Annotated in this window: 23 protein-coding genes; all 23 read left to right on the top strand. The window is 70.2% G+C overall.

Annotated features, from left to right (window positions below; genetic code table 11):
• Positions 1-81 precede the first annotated feature (81 nt).
• The 23 genes from FEF34_RS11625 (at position 82) to FEF34_RS11515 (ending at position 25,584) form a co-directional block, all read left to right on the top strand.
• Positions 82-1,374 (top strand): homoserine dehydrogenase, encoded by a 1,293-nt coding sequence (locus FEF34_RS11625; protein WP_138053114.1) that lies wholly within the window; start codon positions 82-84, stop codon positions 1,372-1,374.
• Positions 1,375-1,380: 6 nt separating this feature from the next.
• Complete coding sequence (gene thrC, locus FEF34_RS11620) at positions 1,381-2,448, top strand: threonine synthase (RefSeq protein WP_138053113.1); 1,068 nt, start codon at positions 1,381-1,383, stop codon at positions 2,446-2,448.
• 484 nt (positions 2,449-2,932) lie between these two features.
• On the top strand, positions 2,933-3,850 hold the full coding sequence (thrB, locus tag FEF34_RS11615; RefSeq protein WP_138053112.1) for a homoserine kinase: 918 nt from the start codon (positions 2,933-2,935) through the stop codon (positions 3,848-3,850).
• Between the two features lie 390 nt (positions 3,851-4,240).
• Entirely contained in the window at positions 4,241-6,226 is a 1,986-nt protein-coding gene (gene rho, locus FEF34_RS11610; protein ID WP_138053111.1) for a transcription termination factor Rho, read from the top strand.
• A 310-nt stretch (positions 6,227-6,536) separates the two neighbouring features.
• Positions 6,537-8,297 carry a trypsin-like serine protease gene (locus FEF34_RS11605; protein ID WP_138053110.1) on the top strand — a complete coding sequence of 587 codons (1,761 nt, stop codon included), beginning with the start codon at positions 6,537-6,539 and terminating at the stop codon, positions 8,295-8,297.
• Between the two features lie 341 nt (positions 8,298-8,638).
• Positions 8,639-9,727, top strand: a complete 1,089-nt coding sequence (locus tag FEF34_RS11600; protein ID WP_138053109.1) for an LCP family protein — start codon at positions 8,639-8,641, stop codon at positions 9,725-9,727.
• Between the two features lie 248 nt (positions 9,728-9,975).
• Positions 9,976-10,200, top strand: a complete 225-nt coding sequence (gene rpmE, locus FEF34_RS11595; protein ID WP_138053108.1) for a 50S ribosomal protein L31 — start codon at positions 9,976-9,978, stop codon at positions 10,198-10,200.
• A gap of 105 nt (positions 10,201-10,305) precedes the next feature.
• A complete protein-coding gene (gene prfA / locus FEF34_RS11590) occupies positions 10,306-11,379 on the top strand; it encodes a peptide chain release factor 1 (RefSeq protein WP_138053107.1) in 1,074 nt (357 codons plus the stop codon).
• Positions 11,380-11,422: 43 nt separating this feature from the next.
• The gene (prmC, locus tag FEF34_RS11585; protein WP_171052915.1) at positions 11,423-12,304 is read left to right on the top strand and encodes a peptide chain release factor N(5)-glutamine methyltransferase; all 882 of its coding nucleotides are present in this window, start codon (positions 11,423-11,425) and stop codon (positions 12,302-12,304) included.
• Between the two features lie 139 nt (positions 12,305-12,443).
• Positions 12,444-13,091, top strand: coding sequence for an L-threonylcarbamoyladenylate synthase (locus FEF34_RS11580; RefSeq protein ID WP_138053106.1), 648 nt, complete (start codon positions 12,444-12,446; stop codon positions 13,089-13,091).
• 28 nt (positions 13,092-13,119) lie between these two features.
• Positions 13,120-13,770 (top strand): arsenate reductase/protein-tyrosine-phosphatase family protein, encoded by a 651-nt coding sequence (locus FEF34_RS11575; protein ID WP_138053105.1) that lies wholly within the window; start codon positions 13,120-13,122, stop codon positions 13,768-13,770.
• 226 nt (positions 13,771-13,996) lie between these two features.
• Positions 13,997-15,259 carry a serine hydroxymethyltransferase gene (locus FEF34_RS11570; protein WP_138053104.1) on the top strand — a complete coding sequence of 421 codons (1,263 nt, stop codon included), beginning with the start codon at positions 13,997-13,999 and terminating at the stop codon, positions 15,257-15,259.
• A gap of 113 nt (positions 15,260-15,372) precedes the next feature.
• Positions 15,373-16,716 (top strand): MraY family glycosyltransferase, encoded by a 1,344-nt coding sequence (locus FEF34_RS11565; protein WP_138053103.1) that lies wholly within the window; start codon positions 15,373-15,375, stop codon positions 16,714-16,716.
• A 389-nt stretch (positions 16,717-17,105) separates the two neighbouring features.
• A complete protein-coding gene (locus FEF34_RS11560; protein ID WP_138053102.1) occupies positions 17,106-17,543 on the top strand; it encodes a hypothetical protein in 438 nt (145 codons plus the stop codon).
• Between the two features lie 274 nt (positions 17,544-17,817).
• Positions 17,818-18,588 carry a F0F1 ATP synthase subunit A gene (atpB, locus tag FEF34_RS11555; RefSeq protein WP_138057416.1) on the top strand — a complete coding sequence of 257 codons (771 nt, stop codon included), beginning with the start codon at positions 17,818-17,820 and terminating at the stop codon, positions 18,586-18,588.
• A gap of 79 nt (positions 18,589-18,667) precedes the next feature.
• Positions 18,668-18,904: an ATP synthase F0 subunit C gene (gene atpE / locus FEF34_RS11550; protein ID WP_138053101.1), complete on the top strand. Its 237-nt coding sequence runs from the start codon at positions 18,668-18,670 to the stop codon at positions 18,902-18,904.
• 41 nt (positions 18,905-18,945) lie between these two features.
• Positions 18,946-19,491 (top strand): F0F1 ATP synthase subunit B, encoded by a 546-nt coding sequence (locus tag FEF34_RS11545; RefSeq protein WP_108907367.1) that lies wholly within the window; start codon positions 18,946-18,948, stop codon positions 19,489-19,491.
• Positions 19,488-20,303 (top strand): F0F1 ATP synthase subunit delta, encoded by an 816-nt coding sequence (locus tag FEF34_RS11540; RefSeq protein WP_138053100.1) that lies wholly within the window; start codon positions 19,488-19,490, stop codon positions 20,301-20,303. Before FEF34_RS11545 ends, FEF34_RS11540 begins: the two co-directional genes overlap by 4 nt.
• Before the next feature lie 146 nt (positions 20,304-20,449).
• Positions 20,450-22,048, top strand: coding sequence for a F0F1 ATP synthase subunit alpha (atpA, locus tag FEF34_RS11535; RefSeq protein ID WP_138053099.1), 1,599 nt, complete (start codon positions 20,450-20,452; stop codon positions 22,046-22,048).
• 20 nt (positions 22,049-22,068) lie between these two features.
• Complete coding sequence (locus FEF34_RS11530; RefSeq protein ID WP_138053098.1) at positions 22,069-22,992, top strand: F0F1 ATP synthase subunit gamma; 924 nt, start codon at positions 22,069-22,071, stop codon at positions 22,990-22,992.
• A complete protein-coding gene (gene atpD, locus FEF34_RS11525; protein WP_138053097.1) occupies positions 22,992-24,446 on the top strand; it encodes a F0F1 ATP synthase subunit beta in 1,455 nt (484 codons plus the stop codon). Before FEF34_RS11530 ends, atpD begins: the two co-directional genes overlap by 1 nt.
• Before the next feature lie 186 nt (positions 24,447-24,632).
• Positions 24,633-25,004 (top strand): F0F1 ATP synthase subunit epsilon, encoded by a 372-nt coding sequence (locus FEF34_RS11520; RefSeq protein ID WP_138053096.1) that lies wholly within the window; start codon positions 24,633-24,635, stop codon positions 25,002-25,004.
• Positions 25,005-25,137: 133 nt separating this feature from the next.
• A complete protein-coding gene (locus tag FEF34_RS11515; RefSeq protein WP_138057415.1) occupies positions 25,138-25,584 on the top strand; it encodes a DUF2550 domain-containing protein in 447 nt (148 codons plus the stop codon).
• Positions 25,585-26,037: the final 453 nt, after the last annotated feature.

The raw sequence follows: 26,037 nt of genomic DNA, 5'->3' as shown, positions 1-26,037 counted from the left end.
AGAATCCGGACGGGGGGCGGAAAGCCCCGTGCGGTGGGTGAGACTGGTTCGCACTCTGCTTTATGAAGGAATCGAGGTCGGATGATGCGTACGCGTCCGCTGAAGGTGGCGCTGCTGGGCTGTGGAGTGGTCGGCTCAGAGGTGGCGCGCATCATGACGACGCACGCCGGCGACCTCGCCGCGCGGATCGGGGCCCCGGTGGAGCTCGCCGGGGTCGCCGTCCGCCGCCCCGCCAAGGTCCGTGAGGGGATCGCGCAGGAGCTCATCACCACCGACGCCAAGGCGCTCGTCTCGCGCGGCGACATCGACGTCGTCGTCGAGGTCATCGGCGGTATCGAGCCCGCCCGGACGCTGATCACCACCGCCTTCGAGCACGGCGCCTCGGTGGTCTCGGCCAACAAGGCGCTGCTCGCGGAGGACGGCGCCACGCTGTACGCCGCCGCCGAGAAACACGGCCGGGACCTCTACTTCGAGGCCGCCGTGGCCGGTGCGATCCCGCTGATCAGGCCGCTGCGCGAGTCCCTTGCGGGCGACAAGGTCAACCGGGTCCTCGGCATCGTCAACGGCACGACGAACTTCATCCTCGACAAGATGGACACCTCCGGCGCCGGCTACTCCGAGGCGCTGGACGAGGCCACCGCCCTCGGGTACGCCGAGGCCGACCCGACCGCCGACGTCGAGGCCTTCGACGCCGCCGCCAAGGCGGCGATCCTCGCCGGAATCGCCTTCCACACCCGGGTGCGCCTCGACGACGTGTACCGCGAGGGCATGACCGAGGTCACCGCCGCGGACTTCGCCTCCGCCAAGCAGATGGGCTGCACCATCAAGCTGCTGGCGATCTGCGAGCGGGCGGCTGACGGCCGGTCGGTCACGGCCCGCGTGCACCCGGCGATGATCCCGCTGAGCCACCCGCTGGCCTCCGTCCGCGAGGCGTACAACGCGGTGTTCGTCGAGGCCGAGGCGGCCGGCCGGCTGATGTTCTACGGCCCCGGGGCCGGCGGTTCGCCGACCGCATCCGCCGTCCTCGGCGACCTGGTCGCCGTCTGCCGCAACAAGCTCGCCGAGGCGACGGGGCCCGGTGAGTCCGTGTACACGCAGCTGCCCGTCAGCCCGATGGGCGAGGTCGTGACGCGGTACCACATCAGCCTCGACGTGGCCGACAAACCGGGTGTGCTCGCCCATGTGGCGACGGTCTTCGCCGAGCACGGCGTATCCATCGACACGGTGCGCCAGACGGGCAAGGACGGCGAGGCATCGCTCGTCGTCGTCACCCACCGCGCTCCCGACGCCGCCCTTTCGGGGACCGTCGAGGCGCTGCGCAAGCTCGACACCGTGCGCGGTGTCGCCAGCATCATGCGGGTTGAAGGAGAGTAAGGACCCATGAGCACTCGCACACACCAGTGGCGCGGCATCATCGAGGAGTACCGCGACCGGCTTCCGGTGACGGACACGACGCCGGTCGTCACGCTCGGCGAGGGCGGCACGCCGCTCGTCTTCGCGCAGTCCCTCTCCGAGGCCACGGGGTGTGACGTATATCTCAAGGTCGAGGGCGCCAACCCGACCGGGTCCTTCAAGGACCGCGGGATGACGATGGCGATCACCAGGGCCAAGGAGGAGGGCGCGAAGGCCGTCATCTGCGCCTCCACCGGCAACACCTCGGCGTCCGCGGCGGCCTACGCCGGCCGCGCCGGAATGGTGTCCGCCGTGCTGATCCCGCAGGGCAAGATCGCGATGGGCAAGCTGGGGCAGGCGCTGGTCCACGGGGCGAAGATCCTGCAGGTCGACGGCAACTTCGACGACTGTCTGGTGCTGGCCCGGGGGCTGTCCGAGAACTACCCCGTGGCGCTGGTCAATTCGGTGAACCCGGTCCGGATCGAGGGCCAGAAGACCGCGGCCTTCGAGATCGTCGACGCGCTCGGCGACGCGCCGGACGTCCATGTGCTGCCCGTCGGCAACGCCGGCAACATCACGGCGTACTGGAAGGGCTACAAGGAGTACGCGGCGGACGGGATGTCGGCCCGTACCCCCCGTATGTGGGGCTTCCAGGCGTCCGGTTCCGCGCCCATCGTACGTGGCGAGGTCGTCAAGGACCCGTCGACGATCGCGACCGCCATCCGGATCGGCAATCCCGCGTCCTGGGAGTTCGCGCTGGCGGCCAAGGAGGAGTCGGGCGGTTTCATCGACGAGGTGACCGATCGTCAGATCCTGCGTGCCTACAAGCTGTTGGCCTCGCGCGAGGGCGTCTTCGTGGAGCCCGCCTCGGCCGCCTCGGTGGCCGGACTACTCAAGGCCGCCGAGGAGGGCAAGGTCGACGCCGGCCAGCGGATCGTCTGCACGGTCACGGGCAACGGCCTGAAGGACCCCGACTGGGCGGTCGCCGGGGCACCCCAGCCGCTCACGGTCCCGGTGGACGCGGCCGCGGCGGCACGGCAGCTCGGGCTCGTCTGAGGCGTTCCCGTCCGGGTGGGAACCGGTACCGCCCGGTATCGTCCCCGTCCGCGGGGCGCGCGGGAGAGGCGTCGTGCGGTGCGCGGGAGCGGCCGCACGAGTCGGTGCGGCCGTGTCCGCCACCGGCTCGCGTGCCCGCCACCGGTGGCGGTGCCGCGGGGACGCGGGCGCCCGCGAGGGGGCTCCCGTGCGCCGGGCCCGCGTCTCGCGAGCGTGGCGCGCGTAGACGGCAAGTCGCCCGGCATGCCCCGATGAGGCACACAGGGGAGTGCGACACGCATCGTGCGCCTCCTGTGCGCCCTGTGTCGCCGCGGAACCTTCCTTGGATAGGCTGTACGCAACCCCGCCGCCGCATATGCCGCGGTCGCCGCCGTCACCGGCCCGTGGGTCTTCGCATCTTCACGTCATCACCACGCCGATCAGACCCGATCACACAGATCATCGAGATCAGCACCGATCAGAACCCAAGGAGTGTCGTCGATCGATGGCCGGTCCCGCGTTCCGTGCCGCCGCCGTCCGAGTGCGCGTGCCCGCCACCAGCGCCAACCTCGGACCGGGCTTCGACGCCTTCGGCCTGTCGCTGGGCCTGTACGACGATGTCGTCGTCCGTGTCGCCGACACCGGGCTGCACATCGACATCGCCGGTGAGGGGGCCGAGACGCTGCCGCGCGACGAGAGCCATCTCCTCGTCCGCTCGCTGCGCACGGCCTTCGACCTGCTCGGCGGGCAGCCCCGCGGCCTGGAGGTCGTCTGCGCGAACCGCATTCCGCACGGCCGCGGGCTCGGTTCCTCCTCGGCCGCCATCTGCGCGGGCATCGTGGCCGCCCGGGCGGTGACCATAGGCGGCGACGCCAGGCTCGACGACGCGGCGCTGCTGGAGCTCGCCACCGAGATCGAGGGTCACCCCGACAACGTCGCCGCCTGCCTCCTCGGCGGGTTCACCCTCGCCTGGACCGACGCCGGCGCGGCCCGTGCGATCAGGATGGACCCATCCGAATCCATCGTTCCGGTGGTTTTCGTGCCGAGCAGGCCGGTGCTCACCGAGACCGCCCGCGGGCTGCTGCCGCGCACGGTCCCGCATGTGGACGCCGCCGTCAACGCGGGCCGGGCCGCGCTGCTCGTCGAGGCCCTCACCAGGCGCCCCGAGCTGCTGCTTCCCGCCACCGAGGACCGTCTCCACCAGGAGTACCGTGCCCCTGCGATGCCGCAGAGCGTGGACCTGGTGAACCGACTGCGCGCCGACGGCGTCCCCGCGGTCATCTCCGGTGCGGGCCCCACCGTGCTCGCGCTGGCCGAGGAGGGTGCGGCCGACAAGGTCGCACGGCTGGCGGGCGAGGGCTGGGCGGCGAACAGGCTCGCCCTCGACGCCGCGGGAGCCAGCGTTCTCCCGCTCGCTTCGTAGCGACACGGGATTGCCGGTGACGGAGAGGGGGAATGTTTGTTGGAGCCGGTAGTGTTAACCTCAAGTACGCAGCCCACAATCTTGTGGCGCGGTGCTTCGTGTCCCTTTCCGGGACCACCATTCTTCCGGGAGCCTCCCCAACTGCCTGAGCAGCCTGCCTGAGCAGTTTCGAGCACGCTCCGGAACCGGCACGACACCCCTCGCTTTTCCCGAAGAGAGGGCCGAGCAGGGGGAACTCGGGCCGGACCTAGCACGTACATTCCTCCGCCGTACCCCGGCGGACCACCGCCCCGGTTCCGGTCCGCGATCAGAAAGATCGAAGACCGCGCCGGACAGCACAACCGGTCGCCGAGCCAGAAGGCCGACGTCCGCTCCAGGGAAGGACCCTTCGTGAGCGACACCACCGATCTGATGGGCGTGACTGCCGACAACAGTGTCGACACCGCCGCGCCCGCCGCAGGTGCTGCCACTGGCACCACCTCCCGGCGCCGCCGTTCCGGCACCGGCCTCGAGGGCATGGTCCTGGCCGAGCTCCAGCAGGTCGCCTCGGGCCTCGGGATCAGGGGCACCGCGCGGATGCGCAAGAGCCAGCTGATCGAGGTCATCAAGGAGGCGCAGGCCGCCGGAGGAGCCCCCGCGAAGGGCTCCGAGGCGAGCGGCGGCGCCGCCGAGACGAAGCCGAAGCGCCGCGCCGCCTCCAAGGCCCGTACGGGTGAGGCCGCCGCCGAGCCGAAGGCCGAGGCCCCCGCCGCCCAGCAGCAGATCGACATCCCCGGTCAGCCGGCCAGCGACGACGCCCCGGCGGGCGAGCGCCGTCGCCGCCGGGCCACCGCTCCCGCGGGCAGCCCGGAGGGCGACGCGGCCAAGGGCGAGGCGAAGGGCGACCTCAAGACCGAGGTCCGGTCCGAGACCAGGACCGAGGGACAGCCGGAGGCCAAGGCCGAGGCGGCCACCGAGACCGCCGAGGGCCGTCGCGGCGACGGCCGGCGCGACCGCGGTGAGCGCGGCGACCGCCGTGACCGTCAGCGCGACCGCCGCGGCGGCAAGGGCGACGACCAGCAGGGCGGCGGCCAGCGCCAGCAGCAGGGCGGCCAGCAGCAGCGGCAGGGCGGCGGCCCGCAGGACGACTTCGACGACGAGCAGGGCGGCCGGCGCGGGCGCCGCGGCCGGTACCGCGACCGCCGCGGCCGTCGCGGCCGCGAGGAGTTCGGCGGCGAGCCGCAGCTCGCCGAGGACGACGTCCTGATCCCCGTCGCGGGCATCCTGGACATCCTGGACAACTACGCGTTCATCCGGACCTCCGGCTACCTGCCCGGCCCGAACGACGTGTACGTGTCCCTCGCCCAGGTCCGCAAGAACGGCCTGCGCAAGGGCGACCACGTCACCGGCGCGGTCCGGCAGCCCAAGGAGGGCGAGCGCCGCGAGAAGTTCAACGCGCTGGTCCGTCTGGACTCCGTCAACGGCATGGCGCCCGAATCCGGCCGCGGCCGCCCGGAGTTCAACAAGCTGACCCCGCTCTACCCCCAGGACCGGCTCCGTCTGGAGACCGACCCGGGCGTGCTGACCACGCGGATCATCGACCTCGTGTCGCCGATCGGCAAGGGCCAGCGCGGTCTGATCGTGGCCCCGCCGAAGACCGGCAAGACCATGATCATGCAGGCGGTCGCCAACGCGATCACCCACAACAACCCCGAGTGCCACCTGATGGTCGTCCTCGTCGACGAGCGTCCGGAAGAGGTCACCGACATGCAGCGGTCGGTCAAGGGCGAGGTCATCTCCTCGACCTTCGACCGCCCGGCCGAGGACCACACCACGGTCGCCGAGCTGGCCATCGAGCGCGCCAAGCGCCTCGTCGAGCTGGGCCACGACGTGGTCGTCCTGCTGGACTCCATCACCCGGCTGGGCCGTGCGTACAACCTGGCGGCCCCGGCCTCCGGCCGCATCCTGTCCGGTGGTGTCGACTCGACCGCGCTCTACCCGCCGAAGCGCTTCTTCGGCGCCGCGCGCAACATCGAGGACGGCGGCTCGCTGACCATCCTGGCCACCGCGCTGGTCGACACCGGCTCGCGCATGGACGAGGTGATCTTCGAGGAGTTCAAGGGCACCGGCAACATGGAGCTCAAGCTCGACCGGAAGCTCGCCGACAAGCGCATCTTCCCCGCGGTGGACGTCGACGCGTCCGGCACCCGTAAGGAGGAGATCCTGCTCAGCGGCGAGGAGCTCGCCATCGTCTGGAAGCTGCGCCGGGTGCTGCACGCACTCGACCAGCAGCAGGCGATCGAGCTGCTGCTCGACAAGATGAAGCAGACGAAGTCGAACGCCGAGTTCCTGCTGCAGATCCAGAAGACGACGCCCGCGCCGGGCAACGGCGACTGACGTCGCGTCATCGGCAACCGGACCGCCCCGTCACCCCGAAGGTGACGGGGCGGTCTCGTTTCTCCGGAGCCCCACCGTCCGCTGGTCAACCGTCAGTTGACACGCGTATCATCGGCGGATCCGGGTGGGGGGAATCCACTGCGCGGCACCAGCCGAGGCCGGGGGGCCTCCTGAGGCGTGCTGCCCACTAAGCCAGCTGTGCCCCACCGTCACCAGAGATTTCTCCGGTGGGGCGGTCGCGCTCTGCCGGGTCTACCCAAGGGGTTACCGAGTGCAGATACGCACCCGCGGTGGCCGGCACAAGCGCCGCATGAGACTCGCGGTACCTGCTGTCGCCGCCATCGTCGCGCTGACCGGCGCCGGCATCGCGATCACCGGCTCCGGGTCGGCCGAGGCCGGTGAGACACCGCAGATCACCGCCGAGTCGCAGAAGCCCGCCCCGCCGTCGCAGGGCGAGCTGCGGGGGCGCGTGGTCGCGGCCATGAAGGGCGACGCGAAGAACGAGCGGTCCCTCATCGAGCAGCCCGACTCCGCCGCCGAGGGCACCCGCAGCGCGCCGAGCGCCCGCATCATCGGTGGTTCCACGACCACCATCTCCACCGCGCCCTGGATGGCGCAGCTCCACTTCTCCGACGCCGAGGGCAGCTACTTCTGCGGCGGCGTCGTGATCGCCCCTACCAAGGTCGCCACCGCGGCGCACTGCGTCAAGGGCATCAAGTGGTACCGGGACGGCGCGGTCGTCGTCGGCACCGACCAGATGCCGACCCAGAAGACCGACGGCTCCCTGGACCTCCACGGCGGCACCCTGCTCGGCGCCTACCGCCAGTGGCACCACCCGCAGTACAGCCCGTACACGGTCGACAACGACGTGGCCGTGCTGACGCTGACCTCGCCGGTGCCGTCCACGGTCAGGACGCTGCCGCTCGCGCAGCCGACCGACTCCGCGCTGTACCAGGCCGGCCGCGACGGCAAGGTGTACGGCTGGGGCCGCACCAGCTCCACCAACCCCAACAACTCCTCGCAGACGCTGAAGGTCGCCGACGCCGACATCGTCTCCGACGCCTCGTGCGCCGCCGCGTACCCGGACGGCTTCATCAAGGGCCACATGGTCTGCGCCGGCGCCGCGCCCACCGGCTCTGACGCCACCAGCGAGACCACCTGCAACGGCGACTCCGGCGGCCCGCTGGTCGTCGGCGGCAAGCTCGCCGGCATCGTCTCCTGGGGCGACGAGAACTGCTCGGCCGCCGGCAAGTACGGCGTGTACGCCAAGGCGACCACGTACTCCGCGCCGATCCAGTCACGCGTGGACGACACCAACTGGAGCGGCGACGGCCACACCGCGGACCTGCTCGCCCGCCGTGCCTCGGACAACTCCCTGTTCAGCTGGCACTCCAAGGTGACGAGCCTCGCCCGCACCCACAACCTGGGCAACTTCAAGGGCGTCAGCCTGCTGGTCCAGACCGACCTGGACCGGGACGACAACCAGGACCTGCTGTACCGCGTCGGCAACGGCGACGTGTACTGGGACCACTACGTGCCCGGCCCCGGCGGCACCCAGGGCGACTGGGCGTCCAAGCTCGTCGCCAAGGGCTGGAGCAAGCACAAGCAGATCGTCGCCCCCGGTGACGTCACCGGCGACGAGCTGCCCGACATGCTCGCGGTCGACTCCACCGGCACCCTGCGCGTCTACCCCGGCAGGGGCAACGGCGGATTCGCCGCGCCGATCGCCGTCGGCTCGGGCTGGGGCACGTTCACGATGGTCCGCGGCCACGGCGACTTCACCGCCGACGGCAAGGCCGACGTCTTCGCCCGCAAGAGCGACGGCAAAACCTACCTCTACAAGGGCACCGGTGTCGCCACCAAGCCCTGGGCGGCCCCCGTCCTGGTCGGCGCCTTCGGCGCCATGAACGCCATCGTCACCACCGGCGACGTCAACAGCGACGGCCACGCGGACGTCCTGACCCGCGACACCGCGGGCAAGCTCTGGCTCTACCCGGGCAAGGGCAACGGCCGCTTCAACGCCCGCGTCGCGATGGGCAGCGGCTGGCAGGCGTACAACCTGTTCGGCTGACCCCGTCAGGGGCGCGAACCTGGACAGAACCGGCGGAAGCCGCCGGGCGTGAGGGGACGTCCACCACACGCCCGGCGGCGGTCCACGGCGAAGGGGGCCCTCGGCCCCCGCCGCCGGCCGGAGCGCCACCGCAGGTCGCAGAGGGCCTGTGCGCACCGAATCACCCTCGGTGCGCACAGGCCCTTCTTCATGCGCTTCTCATGGACCTCTCAGGGGCCCGTGCAACCCTTCTTGCCCCTCGCCGGTCTCACAGGTGGAGTAACAAAGCTTGACAGGGTGGATGAAACCGTGCCTGAAGACCGTGGCCGGGGGTAACGGGACCTACGAGGACTTGGGGAGCCATGGCGGACCAGAGCAAGGGCCGAATACGCGGTACGGGCAGTCGCCGTAAGCCGCCCACCGCGCGGCGCCGGGCCGCGACGCTCGCCGCGTGGTCCGCGGCCGGGCTCGTGCTCGTCGGGGGGTCGGGGCTCGGCTGGGTCTACCTCAAGCTCGACGGCAACATCCAGGGCGTCGACATCAGCGGCCAGCTCGGCACCGACCGCCCGGACGACGTCGACAACGGCTCCATGGACATCCTCGTCCTCGGTTCCGACTCCCGCGCCGGCGCGAACGGGGAGTACGGCAGGGACGAGGGCGGTGCCCGCTCCGACACGGCGATGATCGTGCACATATACGAGGGCCACAGGAAGGCCGCCGTCGTGTCCGTGCCCCGCGACACCCTGATCGACCGCCCCGGCTGCACCGACAGCCGGGGCGGCAGCGTTCCCGGCGAGCGCCGCGCCATGTTCAACACGGCGTACGAGGTCGGCGGCCCGGCCTGCGCGGTGAAGACCGTCGAGAAGATCTCCGGCATCCGCATGGACCACTACATGGAGGTCGACTTCACCGGCTTCAAGGAGCTCGTGGACGAACTCGGCGGCGTGGACGTCACCACCACCGAGGCGATCAGGGACTCCAGTAGCCACCTCGACCTCGAACCCGGCACGCACACGCTCAGCGGGGAGCAGGCCCTCGGGCTGGTGCGCACCCGCAAGGCCGTCGGCAACGGCAGCGACCTCGGCCGGATCCAGCTGCAGCAGGCCTTCATCAAGGCGCTGATCCAGCAGGTCAGGGACATCGGCGTGTTCGGCAACCCGAAGAAGCTGTACGACCTCGCCGACACCGCCACCAAGGCGATCACTCCCGACTCCGAGCTCGACTCCGTCCAGGAGCTCATCGGCTTCGCCAACGGCCTCAAGGGCCTCGGCCCCGAGGACATCCAGATGATCACCATGCCGGTGGACTACGACGAGCGGGACCCGAACCGCGTCGCGCCCCTGGAGAAACAGGGCGAGCAGGTCTGGGCCGCGCTGCGCAACGATCTGCCCATCCCCGCCTCCGCCACCGAGGGCACCGCGGACGGGCAGGCCGAGGGCATCGTGAAGTAGCGGGGCGGGGGCCGGGGCGCGAGCCGCAGCCGGCCCGGCCACCCGCGATCGGGCTCGGCGGCGGACCGGGACCACGGCCGCGCCGGCCCCGGGCGGGACGCGGCAGGCCGGGAGGCCCGGGAATACCCGGCGGCGCCCCCCGGTTTTGGGAGATGCGGCCGGTCCTGGCAGACTGGTACGTCGGCCCCGGTTCACGTCCGCGCATCCCGCGCGTGCGACCCGGCGCCCTCCCGAATCTAGGAGACACCTTGAAGCGCGACATCCACCCCGAGTACGTCGAGACCCAGGTGAGCTGCACCTGTGGCGCGTCGTTCACGACCCGTAGCACGATCCAGGCCGGCAACATCCGCGCCGAGGTCTGCTCCGAGTGCCACCCGTTCTACACGGGCAAGCAGAAGATCCTCGACACCGGTGGCCGTGTGGCCCGCTTCGAGGCCCGCTTCGGCAAGGCTGCCGGCTCCGCCAAGAAGTAGCGAGCCACTGCGCCGGTCTTCGGCTGCCCCTGCGCGGGCGGCCGGGACCGGCGCTTTGCCGTCTCTCCCGCAGCCACCCAGCCGTACGAGAACCAGGAGCCTTCGATGTTCGAAGCGGTCGAGGAACTGGTCGGCGAGCACGCCGGCCTCGAGAAGCAGCTCGCCGACCCTTCGGTCCACGCCGACCAGGGACACGCGCGCAAGCTCAACAAGCGGTACGCCGAACTGACCCCGATCGTCGGCACCTACCGCTCCTGGAAGCAGACCGGGGACGACATCGAGACGGCCCGCGAACTCGCCGCCGACGACCCGGACTTCGCCGCCGAGGTGAAGCAGCTGGAGAAGCAGCGCGAGGAGCTGACCGAGAAGCTGCGGCTGCTGCTGGTGCCCCGCGACCCCAGCGACGACAAGGACGTCATCCTGGAGATCAAGGCGGGCGCGGGCGGCGACGAGTCCGCGCTGTTCGCCGGCGACCTGCTGCGGATGTACCTCCGCTACGCCGAGCGCGTCGGCTGGAAGACCGAGATCATCGACGCCACCGAGTCCGAGCTCGGCGGCTACAAGGACGTCCAGGTCGCCGTGAAGCTCAAGGGCAACGCGACGCCGGAGCCAGGCCAGGGCGTCTGGGCGCGCCTGAAGTACGAGGGCGGGGTGCACCGGGTGCAGCGGGTCCCCGCGACCGAGTCCCAGGGCCGGATCCACACCTCCGCCGCCGGTGTCCTCGTGACCCCCGAGGCCGAGGAGATCGACGTGGAGATCAACCCCAACGATCTGCGCATCGACGTCTACCGCTCCTCCGGCCCCGGCGGCCAGTCCGTCAACACCACGGACTCCGCCGTGCGCATCACGCACATCCCGACCGGAGTCGTCGCCTCCTGCCAGAACGAGAAGAGCCAGCTCCAGAACAAGGAGCAGGCCATGCGTATCCTGCGCTCCAGGCTTCTCGCGGCGGCCCAGGAGGCGGCCGAGCAGGAGGCGGCGGACGCCCGGCGCAGCCAGGTCCGCACGGTCGACCGCTCCGAGAAGATCCGTACGTACAACTTCCCCGAAAACCGCATCTCGGACCACCGCGTCGGCTTCAAGGCGTACAACTTGGACCAGGTGCTCGACGGAGAACTGGACGCCGTGATCCAGGCCTGCGTCGACGCCGACTCCGCCGCGAAGCTCGCCGCGGCGTAGTCCGCGACACCCCGAACAGCCCCGCCCAGCCCGGAGGACCAGCGTGCAGTCGCTCCCCGGGGGACGACCCCGGTACCCCCGCTCCTTGCTGCTTGCCGAGGTGGCCCAGGCCACCCAGCGGCTGGCCGATGCCGGCGTGCCCTCACCGCGCTTCGACGCGGAGGAGCTCGCCGCGTTCGTCCACGGGGTGAAGCGCGGCGAACTGCATCTGGTCAAGGACGCGGACTTCGACGCCCGCTACTGGGAGGCCGTCGCCCGCCGCGAGGCCCGCGAGCCGCTGCAGCACATCACCGGGCGCGCCTTCTTCCGCTATCTGGAGCTCCAGGTGGGCCCCGGCGTCTTCGTACCGCGGCCCGAGACCGAGTCGGTCGTCGGCTGGGCCATAGACGCGGTGCGCGCCATGGACGTCGTGGAGCCGCTCGTCGTCGACCTGTGCTCCGGCTCGGGCGCCATCGCGCTGGCCATCGCCCAGGAGGTCCCGCGCTCGCGCGTGTACGCCGTGGAACTGTCCGACGACGCGATCGGCTGGACCCGGAAGAACGCCGAGGGCTCCCGGGTCACCGTCCACCACGGTGACGCCCTCGCCGCTCTCCCCGAGCTCGACGGCCAGGTCGACCTCGTCATCTCCAACCCGCCGTACATCCCCCTCACCGAGTGGGAGTACGTGGCGCCCGAGGCGCGTGACCACGACCCCCAGATGGCTCTCTTCTCCGGTGAGGACGGCCTCGACACCATCCGCGGCATCGAGCGCACCGCGCACCGGCTGCTGCGCCCGGGCGGTCTCGTCGTCGTCGAGCACGCCGACACCCAGGGCGGCCAGGTGCCCTGGATCTTCAACGAGGAGGCGGGCTGGGCGGACGCGGCCGACCACCCCGACCTGAACAACCGACCGCGCTTCGCGACGGCCCGCAAGGCGCTGCCGTGAGGGAGACCGCGAGAAGGGCCCGGCCGGCCCGGGGCCGCGCACGACCGGCCGTCGACGCCCGCCCGAGCGGCTCGGTGGGGGTCCCCCCGGCCGGCGGCCGGGGGAAGAACCGAGTGACCGAAAACGAGGAGGCCCGCTGATGGCTCGGCGATACGACTGCAACGACGCGACGGACCGCACCACCGGCCTGCGCGAAGCGGCCTCGGCCGTCCGCCGCGGCGAGCTCGTCGTGCTGCCCACCGACACCGTCTACGGCATCGGCGCGGACGCCTTCGGCTCCGAGGCCGTCGCCGACCTGCTGGCGGCCAAGGGACGGGGCCGCAACATGCCCACCCCGGTCCTCATCGGCTCCCCGAACACGCTCCACGGCCTGGTCACCGACTTCTCCGAGCAGGCGTGGGAGCTCGTCGACGCCTTCTGGCCCGGTGCGCTGACGCTCGTCGCCCGGCACCAGCCGTCGCTCCAGTGGGATCTCGGGGACACCCGCGGCACCGTCGCCATCCGTATGCCGCTGCACCCGGTCGCCATCGAACTGCTCACCGAGGTCGGCCCCATGGCCGTGTCGTCCGCGAACCTGACGGGACATCCGGCACCCGAGACCTGCGACGCCGCGCAGGGCATGCTCGGCGACTCGGTCTCCGTCTACCTCGACGGCGGCCCGACGCCCGGCAACGTGCCGTCCTCGATCGTCGACGTCACCGGCAAGGTGCCGGTCCTGCTGCGCGTGGGCGCCCTGGAGGCGGACGAACTCCGCAAGGTCGTACCCGACCTCGAGGTGGCACCGTGACCGGAGCGAACAGCCGGGGGCCGGCACAGTGACCGTCCCTGAGGGACGTGGCATAGAAGGTACGGCCGCCGTCGGCGGCACATTCCGGATCCTCCACGTCAGCACCGGCAACGTCTGCCGCTCGCCGATCACCGAGCGGCTGACGCGGCACGCCTTGAGCCACCGGCTGGGCGACCCCCTCGCCGGAGGGCTGCTCGTGGAGAGCGCGGGTACCTGGGGCCACGAGGGCGCACCCATGGAGGCGAACGCCGCGACGGTCCTCACCGACTTCGGCGCGGACCCCAGCGGCTTCACGGGGCGCGAGCTGCTCGACGAGCACGTGATCCGGGCGGACCTGGTGCTCACCGCCACCCGCGACCACCGCGCGCAGGTCATCTCCATGGGCCACTCCGCGGGCCTGCGCACGTTCACTCTGAAGGAGTTCACCCGGCTCGTCCGGGCGATAGACCCGGCGACCCTGCCGGACCCCGACCACGACGGTGTCGTCGAGCGGGCCAGGGCCCTGGTGCGGGCGGCCGCGGCACTGCGCGGCTGGCTGCTGGCGCCGAGCGCGGAGGCGGACGAGGTCTACGACCCGTACGGGGGGCCCATCACCTTCTTCCGCTCCATCGGCGACGAGATCCACCAGGCGCTCGACCCCGTGCTGACGGCGTTGACGGGCGTACCGGCCCGCCGCTGAGCGACTGCGGCGGGCGGGGCCGCTGCCACGGGCTCGCCGAACGCCGCACGTCCCTGCCGCCGGGCGGCGGCCGGTCCCCGGAAAGGCAACCGCGGGGCCGGTGAGCGGTGGCGAGGTCCGGACGGCCGAGCGGGGCGGATCCAGGTCGCCGGACACCGGGCGGCCATGTCCGCCCGGGCCTACATTGGAGGGGCCGTACACCCCAACGTGAGGCCGGGAGACCACGATGCCGGTCAGTACCCCCGCACCCGCCCGCACCCCCGCCGCGCCCGCCGACCTCGACGTCCTGCGCCGCCGGGACCCCGAGATCGCCGAGGTCGTACTCGGCGAGATGGCCCGGCAGGCCGACAGCCTCCAGCTGATCGCCGCGGAGAACTTCACCTCGCCCGCGGTCCTCGCGGCCCTGGGCTCCCCACTCGCCAACAAGTACGCCGAGGGCTATCCAGGGGCGCGCCACCACGGCGGCTGCGAGCTCGTCGACGCCGCCGAGCGGATCGCGGTCGACCGTGCCACCGCCCTCTTCGGCGCCGACCACGCCAACGTGCAGCCCCACTCCGGCTCCTCGGCCGTCCTCGCGGCGTACGCGGCGCTGCTGCGGCCGGGGGACACCGTCCTCGCGATGGGCCTGGCCTTCGGCGGGCACCTCACACACGGCTCACCGGCCAACTTCTCCGGCCGCTGGTTCACGTTCGTGCCGTACGGAGTCGACGCCGAGTCGGGGCTGCTCGACCACGAGCACATCCTCAGACTCGCCCGGGAGCACCGGCCGAAGGCGATCGTCTGCGGCTCGATCTCCTACCCCCGGCACCCCGACTACGCCGCGTTCCGGGAGATCGCCGACGAGGTGGGCGCGTACCTCATCGCCGACGCGGCGCATCCGATGGGCCTGATCGCCGGGGGAGCGGCCCCCAGTCCGGTCCCGTACGCGGACGTCGTGTGCGCCACGACGCACAAGGTGCTGCGCGGTCCGCGCGGCGGGATGATCCTCTGCGGCAGCCATCTGGCGGAGCGGATCGACCGGGCGGTGTTCCCCTTCACCCAGGGCGGTGCCCAGATGCACACGATCGCCGCCAAGGCCGTGGCCTTCGGCGAGGCGGCCACCCCGGGGTTCGCCGGCTACGCCCATCACGTCGTCGCCAACGCCAAGGTCCTGGCGGAAGGGCTGGAGGCGGAGGGCTTCGCGGTCACCACCGGCGGCACGGACACCCATCTGATCACCGCGGACCCGGCGCCGCTGGGTGTGGACGGCCGCACGGCGCGCGGGCGGCTCGCCGCCGCCGGGATGGTGCTCGACACCTGTGCGCTGCCGTACGGCGACGGCCGCGGCATCCGCCTCGGCACCGCGGCCGTCACCACCCAGGGCATGGGCGAGGCCGAGATGGCGAGGATCGCCGTGCTCTTCACCACGGCGCTGCGGGCGGAAGGCGAGGAGATCCACCGCGTTCGCGAAGAAGTGCGGGAACTGGTCGGGAGATTTCCGCCGTATTGAGGGTAGAAGCGAGGGCCCTGGAACCGTCCGGGCCGCTCGTATGTCCTCAAGCATGTGGCCAACGAAGCTAGGGTGTGGGGCTGAGATGGCCAGCGATTCCTCTGGGGCAGCCCGTGCGTGATTACCTGCTGACGCTCTGTGTCACGGCTGCGGTGACCTACCTTCTGACCGGACCGGTGCGGAAGTTCGCCATCGCGACCGGGGCGATGCCGGAGATCCGGGCCCGCGACGTCCACCGCGAACCGACGCCGCGGCTCGGCGGCATCGCCATGTTCTTCGGCCTGTGCGCCGGCCTTCTCGTCGCCGACCATCTGAGCAATCTCAACAGCGTGTTCGAGCTGTCCAACGAACCGCGCGCCCTGCTCTCCGGCGCCGCGCTGATCTGGCTGATCGGTGTGCTGGACGACAAGTTCGAGATCGACGCCCTGATCAAGCTCGGCGGCCAGATGATCGCCGCGGGCGTGATGGTGATGCAGGGTCTGACGATCCTGTGGCTGCCGATCCCGGGCGTCGGGACGGTCTCCCTGACCCAGTGGCAGGGCACGCTGCTGACGGTCGCGCTGGTCGTCATCACGATCAACGCGGTGAACTTCGTGGACGGCCTGGACGGCCTGGCCGCGGGCATGGTGTGCATCGCGGCCGCGGCGTTCTTCCTGTACGCGTACCGGATCTGGTTCGGCTACGGGATCGAGGCCGCGGCTCCGGCGACGCTGTTCGCATCCGTCCTGATGGGCATGTGCCTGGGCTTCCTGCCGCACAACATGCATCCGGCGCGGATCTTCATGGGTGATTCGGGGTCGATGCTGATCGGCCTGGTCCTGGCCGCGTCCGCGATCTCGGTCACCGGCCAGGTGGACCCGGACGCGCTGAAGCTGTTCGAGGGAAGCACCCGGCAGGCGACCCACGCGGCACTGCCCGTCTTCATCCCGCTGCTGCTGCCGCTGACGATCATCGCGATCCCCGTGGCGGACCTGCTGCTGGCGATCGTCCGCCGGACCTGGAAGGGCAAGTCGCCCTTCGCCGCCGACCGCGGCCATCTCCACCACCGGCTGCTGGAGATCGGGCACTCGCACAGCCGCGCGGTGCTGATCATGTACTTCTGGTCGGCCCTGATCGCGTTCGGTGTGGTCCTGTACTCGGTGCACAGCGCCTCGATGTGGATCGTCTTCGCGATCGTGGTGCTGAGCTTCGTGGGCCTGGTGCTCCTGCTGCTGCCGCGCTTCACCCCGCGGGCGCCGCGCTGGGCGGAGTCCTTCGTCCCGCCGCGCTACCGCCGCCGTCCGCGCCCCGTGGTGCCGGCGCCGCCCACGGCGCCGGGAGTCCCGTCGGCTACGGCACCGGACCCCGCCGACGCGGCCGCCGTGGGTCCCGAAGAGCAGCGCATCCCGGTGCCTGCGGGTATCAACGGGGCGACGGCGATCGGGGCGCGCTCGCGGTTCACGGCGGCGAGGAAGTAGCCGTCAACAGACGCGTGGTGCGATCGGCCACACAATGTGATGAACGGGGTGCGCCGGTGGCGCACCCGGGCGGCCCTTCCTTGCGGCTGCGGGGCCCTCGGTCCTTGCGCCCCGCGGGATGCCGATGGGCAGGAGCAATCAAGGCCATTACCAGACAAAGTGGTCCACCGTCATGCACACACGCGCGGCCTCACTCTCATGTGTGAGAGTTGGCACACCAGCGGGTAAAGACCTATTCAAATAGTTTGTGATACGGTTCACGAGAACCGGAGACAGAGCCGGGAGACCGCAGTGCGACGGTCTCCTCGGTGCCCGAGACCCACCTCGGACCGGATCTACGCTCGTCCTTGACGACACCAGTGCCCCCACCACCCCGCGGAGCCGCCGCCATGCCGTCCAACGACGTCCGGACTCTCCTGCAGACCGTCGTGCCCACCGCTGCCGTCGGCGTGATCGCCGCGATCGTCAGCGGTGTGCTCGCCGGCGGCAAGGGGGCCCTCGGCGCGGTCGTCGGCACCCTGGTGGTCATCGTCTTCATGGGGATCGGGATCGTCGTCCTGCAGAGGACGGCGAAGCACCTCCCGCAGCTGTTCCAGGCGATGGGCCTGATGCTCTACACGACCCAGTTGCTCGTGTTGTTCATCTTCGTCGCCGCCTTCAAGGACACCACGCTGTTCAACCCCAGGACGTTCGCGGCCTCCATCGTCGCGTCGACGCTCGTCTGGGTGGCCGCGCAGGCCCGTGCCCACATGAAGGCCAAGATCCTCTACGTCGAACCGGAGCCGTCGGATCCCCGCAAGGGCGAGAAGACGGGGCCGTCGACGTGACGGGTAGGGCCGGGATAAGTGCGCGTTCGAGAAACTGCTATCGTCCGGTGCCAACTGCGGCACTGCGGGCGCGGGCATCTGAGCTGACGCCTGCTCGATCGCGAGGCCTCGATGCCTGACCGCCGCCCCCACATCCGAAACACCAGTCCGGTGCCGACTCGCGGCTGCGCGCCGCGCCGACACAACGAGGTTGCCGAACCCATGCGTCACGCCGAAGGAGCCCGCGGTGAGTGCTGAACAGACCACGCTCGCCTTTGACTGGAGCTGCCGCATCATGGCCGACAACGGCTGTGGCTTTCCGGCACCGGGCCTGCACTCCTTCCTCTTCAAGCCGATTGCCACCGTCGGCGGCTTCGAGTTCAACAAGGTGATGCTGCTCGCGCTGATCACCACGCTCGTCGTCGTCGGCTTCTTCTACGCGGCGTTCGGCAGGGCGAAGGTCGTCCCGGGCAAGCTGCAGATGATCGGCGAGGCCGGCTACGACTTCGTGCGCCGCGGGATCGTCTACGAGACCATCGGGAAGCGCGAGGGCGAGAAGTACGTCCCGCTGATGGTCTCGATCTTCTTCTTCGCGTGGATCATGAACATCTGGTCCGTGGTCCCGCTGGCCCAGTTCCCGGTGGCGTCGATCATCGCCTACCCGATGGTCCTGGCGCTCATCGTCTACGTGATCTGGGTGTCGCTGACCTTCAAGCGCCACGGTTTCGTCGGCGGCTGGAAGAACATCACCGGTTACGACCCGTCTCTCGGCCCGATCAAGTGGCTCGTGTCGTTCATCGAGTTCTTCTCGAACCTTCTCGTCCGCCCGTTCACCCACGCGGTCCGGCTCTTCGCCAACATGTTCGCCGGTCACCTGATGCTGGTGATGTTCACCGTCGCCTCCTGGTACCTCCTGAACAGCTGGCTGATCCCGGCCGCAGGCGTCTCCTTCGTGATGACGATGGGCATGATCGTCTTCGAGCTCTTCGTCCAGGCCGTCCAGGCATACGTCTTCGTCCTGCTGGCCTGCTCCTACATTCAGGGCGCTCTCGCCGAGCACCACTGAGTCGCACCTCGCCCGCACCACCCCCCGAACGTCCGGTGGCCAACCCCCACCGGTCCGTAAATGAAAAGGAAGAATCAGCATGGCTGCCACTGAGACCCTCGCCGCTGTCTCCGGTTCGCTCGGCTCCATCGGCTACGGCCTCGCCGCCATCGGCCCCGGCATCGGCGTCGGCATCGTCTTCGGTAACGGCACCCAGGCCCTGGCCCGTCAGCCCGAGGCCGCCGGCCTGATCCGTGCCAACCAGATCCTCGGCTTCGCCTTCTGTGAGGCGCTCGCCCTCATCGGCATCGTCATGCCGTTCGTTTACGGTCAGTGATCTAGCCCCTCACCGACCACTTATCGACGAAAGGCACTGATGTGATCGCCAACCTTCAGCTGGCGGCGGAGGGAGCGCAGAACCCGCTCCTTCCCCCGGGCCCCGAGCTGCTCGTCGGCACGATCGCCTTCGCCATCGTCTTCTTCTTCCTCGCCAAGAAGCTCCTCCCGAACATCAACAGGGTTCTGGAAGAGCGCCGCGAGGCCATCGAAGGCGGCATGGAGAAGGCCGAGGCGGCCCAGGTCGAGGCGCAGAGCGTGCTCGAGCAGTACCGCGCTCAGCTCGCCGAGGCCCGTCACGAGGCCGCGCGTCTGCGCCAGGAGGCCACAGAGCAGGGCGCCGCGATCATCGCCGAGATGCGCGCGGAAGGCCAGCGGCAGCGTGAGGAGATCGTCGCCGCCGGTCACGCCCAGATCGAGGCCGACCGCAAGGCCGCGGCGTCCGCGCTGCGCCAGGACGTGGGCAAGCTCGCCACCGACCTGGCCGGCAAGCTGGTCGGTGAGTCCCTCGAGGACCACGCCCGCCAGAGCCGCGTCATCGACCGCTTCCTCGACGAGCTCGAGGAGAAGGCCGAGGCTGCCCGATGAACGGAGCGAGCCGCGAGGCACTGGCCGCCGCACGCGAGCGTCTCGACGCGCTGACCGACAGCACGTCGGTCGACGCGGCGAAGCTCGCCGAGGAGCTGGTCGCCGTTACCGCGCTGCTCGACCGCGAGGTGTCGCTGCGTCGGGTCCTGACCGACCCGGCGCAGCCCGGTGAGGGCAAGGCCGAGCTGGCCGCGCGACTGCTGAGCGGTCAGGTGGGCGGCGAGTCCGTCGACCTGGTCTCCGGCATGGTCCGTTCCCGCTGGTCGCGGTCCCGCGACCTGGTGGACGTGATCGAGGAGCTGGCGGCCACCGCCGAGCTCACGGCCGCGCAGAAGGCCGGCGCCCTGGACGACGTGGAGGACGAACTGTTCCGGTTCGGCCGGATCGTCTCCTCCAACCCGGAGCTGCGCGCCGCGCTGACCGACCGGACCGCCACGGCGGCCGCCAAGTCGCAGCTGGTCCGCAGCCTCCTCGGCGGCAAGGCCAACGTCGGCACCGAGCGGCTCGTGGCCCGTCTCGTCACGGCTCCGCGTGGACGTAGCCTGGAAGCGGGACTCGAGTCCCTGTCCAAGCTCGCCGCCGAGCGCCGGAACCGGACGGTCGCCGTGGTCACCTCCGCGGTACCGCTGTCCGACCGGCAGAAGCAGCGCCTCGGAGCCGTGCTGGCGAACGTGTACGGCCGCGAGATGCACCTGAACCTGGACGTGGACCCCGAGGTCCTCGGCGGGATCTCGGTGCGGGTCGGCGACGAGCTGATCGACGGGACGGTCCTGGACCGCATCGCCGAGGCGCAGCGCCGCCTCGCGGGCTGACCGGCCACCAAGTCAAACCAGAATTGCTAGAGCGGCCCGGTTGGGCCGCAGAGGATTCCTGGGGGTCCCGCGGCGCGAGCCGTCATGGACACAGCCCCAGACCCCCAAAGAAACTTCGGGCCCAACAAGGAGAGCAGGGAACCCAGATGGCGGAGCTCACGATCCGGCCGGAGGAGATCCGGGACGCGCTGGAGAACTTTGTCCAGTCGTACAAGCCGGACGCGGCCTCGCGCGAGGAGGTCGGTACGGTCAGCCTTGCCGGCGACGGCATCGCGAAGGTCGAGGGTCTTCCCTCGACGATGGCCAACGAACTGCTGAAGTTCGAGGACGGCACCCTCGGCCTCGCCCTCAACCTCGAGGACCGCGAGATCGGTGCCATCGTCCTCGGTGAGTTCAGCGGCATCGAGGAGGGCCAGCCGGTCCAGCGCACCGGCGAGGTCCTGTCCGTCGCCGTCGGCGAGGGCTACCTCGGCCGCGTTGTCGACCCGCTCGGCAACCCGATCGACGGCCTCGGCGAGATCGAGACCTCGGGCCGCCGCGCCCTCGAGCTGCAGGCCCCGACGGTCATGCAGCGCAAGTCGGTCCACGAGCCCATGGAGACGGGCTACAAGGCCGTCGACGCGATGACCCCGGTCGGCCGCGGTCAGCGTCAGCTGATCATCGGCGACCGCCAGACCGGCAAGACCGCCCTGGCCGTCGACACGATCATCAACCAGCGCGACAACTGGCGCTCCGGCGACCCGAAGAAGCAGGTCCGCTGCATCTACGTCGCCGTCGGCCAGAAGGGCTCCACCATCGCGTCCGTGCGCGGCGCGCTGGAGGAGGCCGGTGCCCTCGAGTACACGACGATCGTCGCCGCCCCGGCTTCCGACCCGGCCGGCTTCAAGTACCTGGCGCCGTACACCGGTTCGGCCATCGGCCAGCACTGGATGTACGAGGGCAAGCACGTCCTCATCGTCTTCGACGACCTGTCGAAGCAGGCCGACGCCTACCGCGCGGTGTCGCTGCTGCTGCGCCGCCCGCCGGGCCGTGAGGCCTACCCGGGTGACGTCTTCTACCTGCACTCCCGTCTGCTGGAGCGCTGCGCCAAGCTGTCCGACGACATGGGCGCCGGCTCGATGACCGGTCTGCCGATCGTCGAGACCAAGGCCAACGACGTCTCGGCGTTCATCCCGACCAACGTCATCTCCATCACCGACGGCCAGTGCTTCCTGGAGTCCGACCTGTTCAACGCCGGCCAGCGCCCGGCCCTGAACGTCGGTATCTCGGTCTCCCGTGTCGGTGGCTCCGCTCAGCACAAGGCCATGAAGCAGGTCTCCGGACGTCTTCGTGTGGACCTCGCCCAGTACCGCGAGCTGGAGGCGTTCGCCGCCTTCGGTTCCGACCTGGACGCCGCCTCGAAGGCCGCACTGGAGCGCGGTAAGCGCATGGTCGAGCTGCTGAAGCAGCCGCAGTACGCCCCGTACCCGACGGAGAACCAGGTCGTCTCCATCTGGGCCGGCACCACCGGCAAGATGGACGACGTCCCGGTCGAGGACATCCGCCGCTTCGAGTCCGAGCTGCTCGAGTTCCTGCACCGCGAGCACACGACGCTGATGACCTCCATCCGCGAGGGCGGCAAGATGTCCGACGACCTGCTGGAGAAGCTCGCCGAGGCGATCGCCGACTTCAAGAAGCAGTTCGAGACCTCCGACGGCAAGCTGCTCGGCGAGGACGCCCCGGCGACCGTCAACGTCTCGAAGTGACGACGGAAGGGACCTGACTCATGGGAGCCCAGCTCCGGGTCTACAAGCGTCGTATCAAGTCGGTCACCGCGACGAAGAAGATCACCAAGGCGATGGAGATGATCTCCGCCTCGCGCATCGTCAAGGCGCAGCGCAAGGTGGCGGCCTCCACGCCGTACGCGACCGAGCTGACCCGCGCGGTCACGGCGGTGGCGACCGGCTCGAACACGAAGCACCCGCTGACCACGGAGGCGGAGTCCCCGGCCCGTGCCGCTGTCCTGCTCCTCACGAGCGACCGCGGTCTGGCCGGTGGCTACTCCTCGAACGCGATCAAGACGGCCGCCCGGCTGACCGAGCGGCTCCGCGGCGAGGGCAAGGAGGTCGACACCTACGTCGTCGGCCGCAAGGGCGTGGCCTACTACGGCTTCCGTGAGATGAAGATCGCGGACTCGTGGACGGGCTTCACCGACAACCCCTCCTACTCCAACGCCAAGGACATCGCGGCGCCGCTGATCGAGGCGATCGAGACGGAGACGGCCGAGGGCGGCGTGGACGAGCTCCACATCGTCTTCACCGAGTTCGTCTCGATGCTGACGCAGACGCCGATCGACGGCCGGCTGCTGCCGCTCAGCCTCGACGAGGCGAAGGCGGAGGCCGGGGGCGGCAGGAAGGACGAACTGCTTCCGCTGTTCGACTTCGAGCCGTCGGCGGAGGACGTCCTCGACGCACTGCTTCCGCGGTACGTCGAGAGCCGGATCTACAACGCCCTGCTGCAGGCCGCGGCTTCCGAGCACGCGTCCCGCCGAAAGGCGATGAAGTCGGCGACCGACAACGCGGGTGATCTGATCAACACGTACACCCGACTTGCCAACGCGGCCCGCCAGGCCGACATCACCCAGGAAATCAGCGAGATCGTCGGTGGCGCGAGCGCCCTGGCCGACGCGACCGCGGGGAGTGACTACTAATGACCACCACTGTTGAGCCGACCGCTCCTGCTGGCGTGGCCACTGGCCGCGTCGCGCGGGTCATCGGCCCGGTCGTCGACGTGGAGTTCCCCGTCGACGCGATGCCGGAGATCTACAACGCGCTGAACGTCGAGGTGCCGGACCCGGCGAACCCGGGTACCACCAAGACCCTGACGCTCGAGGTCGCGCAGCACCTCGGCGAGGGTGTCGTCCGCACCATCTCGATGCAGCCCACCGACGGTCTGGTCCGCCAGGCCCCGGTGACCGACACGGGCAAGGGCATCACCGTCCCGGTCGGCGACTTCACCAAGGGCAAGGTGTTCAACACCCTCGGTGAGGTGCTGAACGAGCCCGAGGCGAACGGCCAGGAGTCCGAGCGCTGGGAGATCCACCGCAAGGCCCCGAAGTTCGAGGACCTCGAGTCGAAGACCGAGATGTTCGAGACCGGTCTGAAGGTCGTCGACCTTCTCACCCCGTACGTCAAGGGTGGAAAGATCGGTCTGTTCGGTGGTGCCGGTGTCGGCAAGACCGTCCTCATCCAGGAAATGATCATGCGTGTGGCGAAGCTGCACGAGGGTGTTTCCGTGTTCGCCGGCGTCGGTGAGCGCACCCGTGAGGGCAACGACCTCATCGCCGAGATGGAGGAGTCCGGCGTTCTGGACAAGACCGCGCTGGTCTTCGGCCAGATGGACGAGCCCCCGGGCACCCGTCTGCGCGTCGCCCTCGCCGGTCTGACCATGGCGGAGTACTTCCGCGATGTGCAGAAGCAGGACGTGCTGTTCTTCATCGACAACATCTTCCGCTTCACCCAGGCGGGTTCCGAGGTGTCCACCCTGCTCGGCCGTATGCCGTCCGCGGTGGGTTACCAGCCGAACCTGGCGGACGAGATGGGCCTCCTCCAGGAGCGCATCACCTCGACCCGCGGTCACTCGATCACCTCGATGCAGGCGATCTACGTCCCCGCGGACGACCTGACCGACCCGGCGCCGGCGACCACCTTCGCCCACCTCGACGCGACGACGGTTCTCTCCCGTCCGATCTCCGAGAAGGGCATCTACCCCGCGGTGGACCCGCTGGACTCCACGTCCCGCATCCTGGACCCGCGTTACATCTCGCAGGACCACTACACGACCGCCATGCGCGTCAAGGGGATCCTGCAGAAGTACAAGGACCTCCAGGACATCATCGCTATCCTCGGTATCGACGAGCTGGGCGAGGAGGACAAGCTGGTCGTCCACCGTGCCCGTCGTGTCGAGCGCTTCCTGTCCCAGAATACCCACGCGGCGAAGCAGTTCACCGGTGTGGACGGTTCGGACGTCCCGCTGGACGAGTCGATCGCCGCGTTCAACGCGATCTGCGACGGAGACTTCGACCACTTCCCGGAGCAGGCCTTCTTCATGTGCGGTGGTCTCGAGGACCTCAAGAAGAACGCCAAGGAGCTCGGCGTCTCCTGAGTCCCGTGACTCATGACGGGGGGCGGGGTCCGTCCCGCCCCCCTTCTCACGCCCTCCCGGGGTCCTGAATCAGCCGCTCGTGCGGCGGGCCCCGGACGGCCCCGGGCGCTTCGGCGCCAGGGCCCCTATTAGACTTATGACCCAACACCCGGCATGACCGCCGGGTGGTGACCCGAGGAGCCAACCTTGGCTGCTGAGCTGCACGTCGAGCTGGTCGCCGCCGACCGCCAGGTCTGGTCCGGCGAGGCCAACCTGGTCGTCGCGCGCACCACGTCCGGCGACATCGGCGTCATGCCCGGTCACCAGCCGCTGCTCGGTGTGCTGGAGTCGGGCCCGGTGACCATCCGTACGAACGAGGGAACGGTCGTCGCCGCAGTGCACGGCGGTTTCATGTCGTTCGCCGACAACAAGCTGTCGCTGCTGGCGGAGATCGCCGAGCTGGCGGACGAGATCGACGCCCAGCGCGCCGAGCGTGCGCTGGAGCGCGCCAAGGCCGACGACGACGCCGCCGCCGAGCGGCGCGCCGAGGTTCGGCTGCGCGCGGTGGCGGTGCGCTGAGCGCACCCCGCCGATGAACCACTCTCAGCCGCGGCCCGGACTGGACTTCTCCAGACCAGGTCGCGGCTGAGGCAATGCAGATGCAGGTGCAGGTCGTATTCCGCTACGGGACGAAGCGAGGAGGTCGGTGAAGATGTTCCTCGCTCTGCTCGTGAGCGGACTGGTCGTCGCACTGGTGGTGATCGGGCTCTTCGTCTTCGGTCTGCGCCGCAGACTGATCCAGCGTTCGGGCGGCACCTTCGACTGCAGCCTGCGCTGGAACGTCCCGGAGGACGGCGACCACTCGGGCAAGGGCTGGGTGTACGGCGTGGCCCGTTACAACGGCGACCGGGTCGAGTGGTTCCGGGTCTTCTCCTACGCCCTCCGTCCGCGACGCGCCCTGGAGCGCTCGGCGATCGAGGTGGTCGCCCGGCGCCTGCCCGAGGGCGAGGAGGAACTGGCGCTGCTGTCGGACGCGGTCGTCCTGGGCTGTCTGCACCACGGCACCCGTCTCGAGCTGGCGATGAGCGAGGACGCGCTGACCGGCTTCCTCGCCTGGCTCGAAGCGGCACCCCCGGGCCAACGAGTCAATGTTGCCTAGGTAGAGCCTTCTCGTTGGTTGGGGGTGCCCCTGGACGGAGTCTGGGGGAGGGTCGATGTTGCCTGGGTAGAGCCTTCTCGTTGGTTGGGGGTGCCCCTGGACGGAGTCTGGGGGAGGGTCGATGTTGCCTGGGTAGAGCCTTCTCGTTGGTTGGGGGTGCCCCTGGACGGAGTCTGGGGGAGGGTCGATGTTGCCTGGGTAGAGCCTTCTCGTTGGTTGGGGGTGCCCCTGGACGGAGTCTGGGGGAGGGTCGATGTTGCCTGGGTAGAGCCTTCTCGTTGGTTGGGGGGTGCCCCCGAACGAAGTCTGAGGGAGAGTCAACGTGGCCTGAGCGGAGAGCGTCGCTGGTTGGGGCGGCGTGCGTCGCGGCACGTGGTGGCGGTGGCCCGGGCCCCGGGGTCGATCTCCCGTCCTTACGGAAACCGGGTGATACTCGGCCCGTTGCACCCCCGC

Source organism: Streptomyces marianii, assembly GCF_005795905.1.
In the GTDB taxonomy this organism is placed as follows: domain Bacteria; phylum Actinomycetota; class Actinomycetes; order Streptomycetales; family Streptomycetaceae; genus Streptomyces; species Streptomyces marianii.
Note: the sequence above shows the minus strand (reverse complement) of the source record. Positions and strands in the feature narration are given on the sequence as shown.

What these genes read in the sequence shown, in the direction of transcription:
- FEF34_RS11625 (WP_138053114.1), top strand. Translation starts at nt 82, where the DNA reads ATGATGCGTACGCGTCCGCTGAAGGTGGCGCTGCTGGGCTGTGGAGTG.
- thrC (WP_138053113.1), top strand. Translation starts at nt 1,381, where the DNA reads ATGAGCACTCGCACACACCAGTGGCGCGGCATCATCGAGGAGTACCGC.
- thrB (WP_138053112.1), top strand. Translation starts at nt 2,933, where the DNA reads ATGGCCGGTCCCGCGTTCCGTGCCGCCGCCGTCCGAGTGCGCGTGCCC.
- FEF34_RS11605 (WP_138053110.1), top strand. Translation starts at nt 6,537, where the DNA reads ATGAGACTCGCGGTACCTGCTGTCGCCGCCATCGTCGCGCTGACCGGC.
- FEF34_RS11600 (WP_138053109.1), top strand. Translation starts at nt 8,639, where the DNA reads ATGGCGGACCAGAGCAAGGGCCGAATACGCGGTACGGGCAGTCGCCGT.
- prfA (WP_138053107.1), top strand. Translation starts at nt 10,306, where the DNA reads ATGTTCGAAGCGGTCGAGGAACTGGTCGGCGAGCACGCCGGCCTCGAG.
- FEF34_RS11580 (WP_138053106.1), top strand. Translation starts at nt 12,444, where the DNA reads ATGGCTCGGCGATACGACTGCAACGACGCGACGGACCGCACCACCGGC.
- FEF34_RS11570 (WP_138053104.1), top strand. Translation starts at nt 13,997, where the DNA reads ATGCCGGTCAGTACCCCCGCACCCGCCCGCACCCCCGCCGCGCCCGCC.
- FEF34_RS11560 (WP_138053102.1), top strand. Translation starts at nt 17,106, where the DNA reads ATGCCGTCCAACGACGTCCGGACTCTCCTGCAGACCGTCGTGCCCACC.
- atpB (WP_138057416.1), top strand. Translation starts at nt 17,818, where the DNA reads ATGGCCGACAACGGCTGTGGCTTTCCGGCACCGGGCCTGCACTCCTTC.
- atpE (WP_138053101.1), top strand. Translation starts at nt 18,668, where the DNA reads ATGGCTGCCACTGAGACCCTCGCCGCTGTCTCCGGTTCGCTCGGCTCC.
- FEF34_RS11540 (WP_138053100.1), top strand. Translation starts at nt 19,488, where the DNA reads ATGAACGGAGCGAGCCGCGAGGCACTGGCCGCCGCACGCGAGCGTCTC.
- atpA (WP_138053099.1), top strand. Translation starts at nt 20,450, where the DNA reads ATGGCGGAGCTCACGATCCGGCCGGAGGAGATCCGGGACGCGCTGGAG.
- FEF34_RS11530 (WP_138053098.1), top strand. Translation starts at nt 22,069, where the DNA reads ATGGGAGCCCAGCTCCGGGTCTACAAGCGTCGTATCAAGTCGGTCACC.
- atpD (WP_138053097.1), top strand. Translation starts at nt 22,992, where the DNA reads ATGACCACCACTGTTGAGCCGACCGCTCCTGCTGGCGTGGCCACTGGC.
- FEF34_RS11515 (WP_138057415.1), top strand. Translation starts at nt 25,138, where the DNA reads ATGTTCCTCGCTCTGCTCGTGAGCGGACTGGTCGTCGCACTGGTGGTG.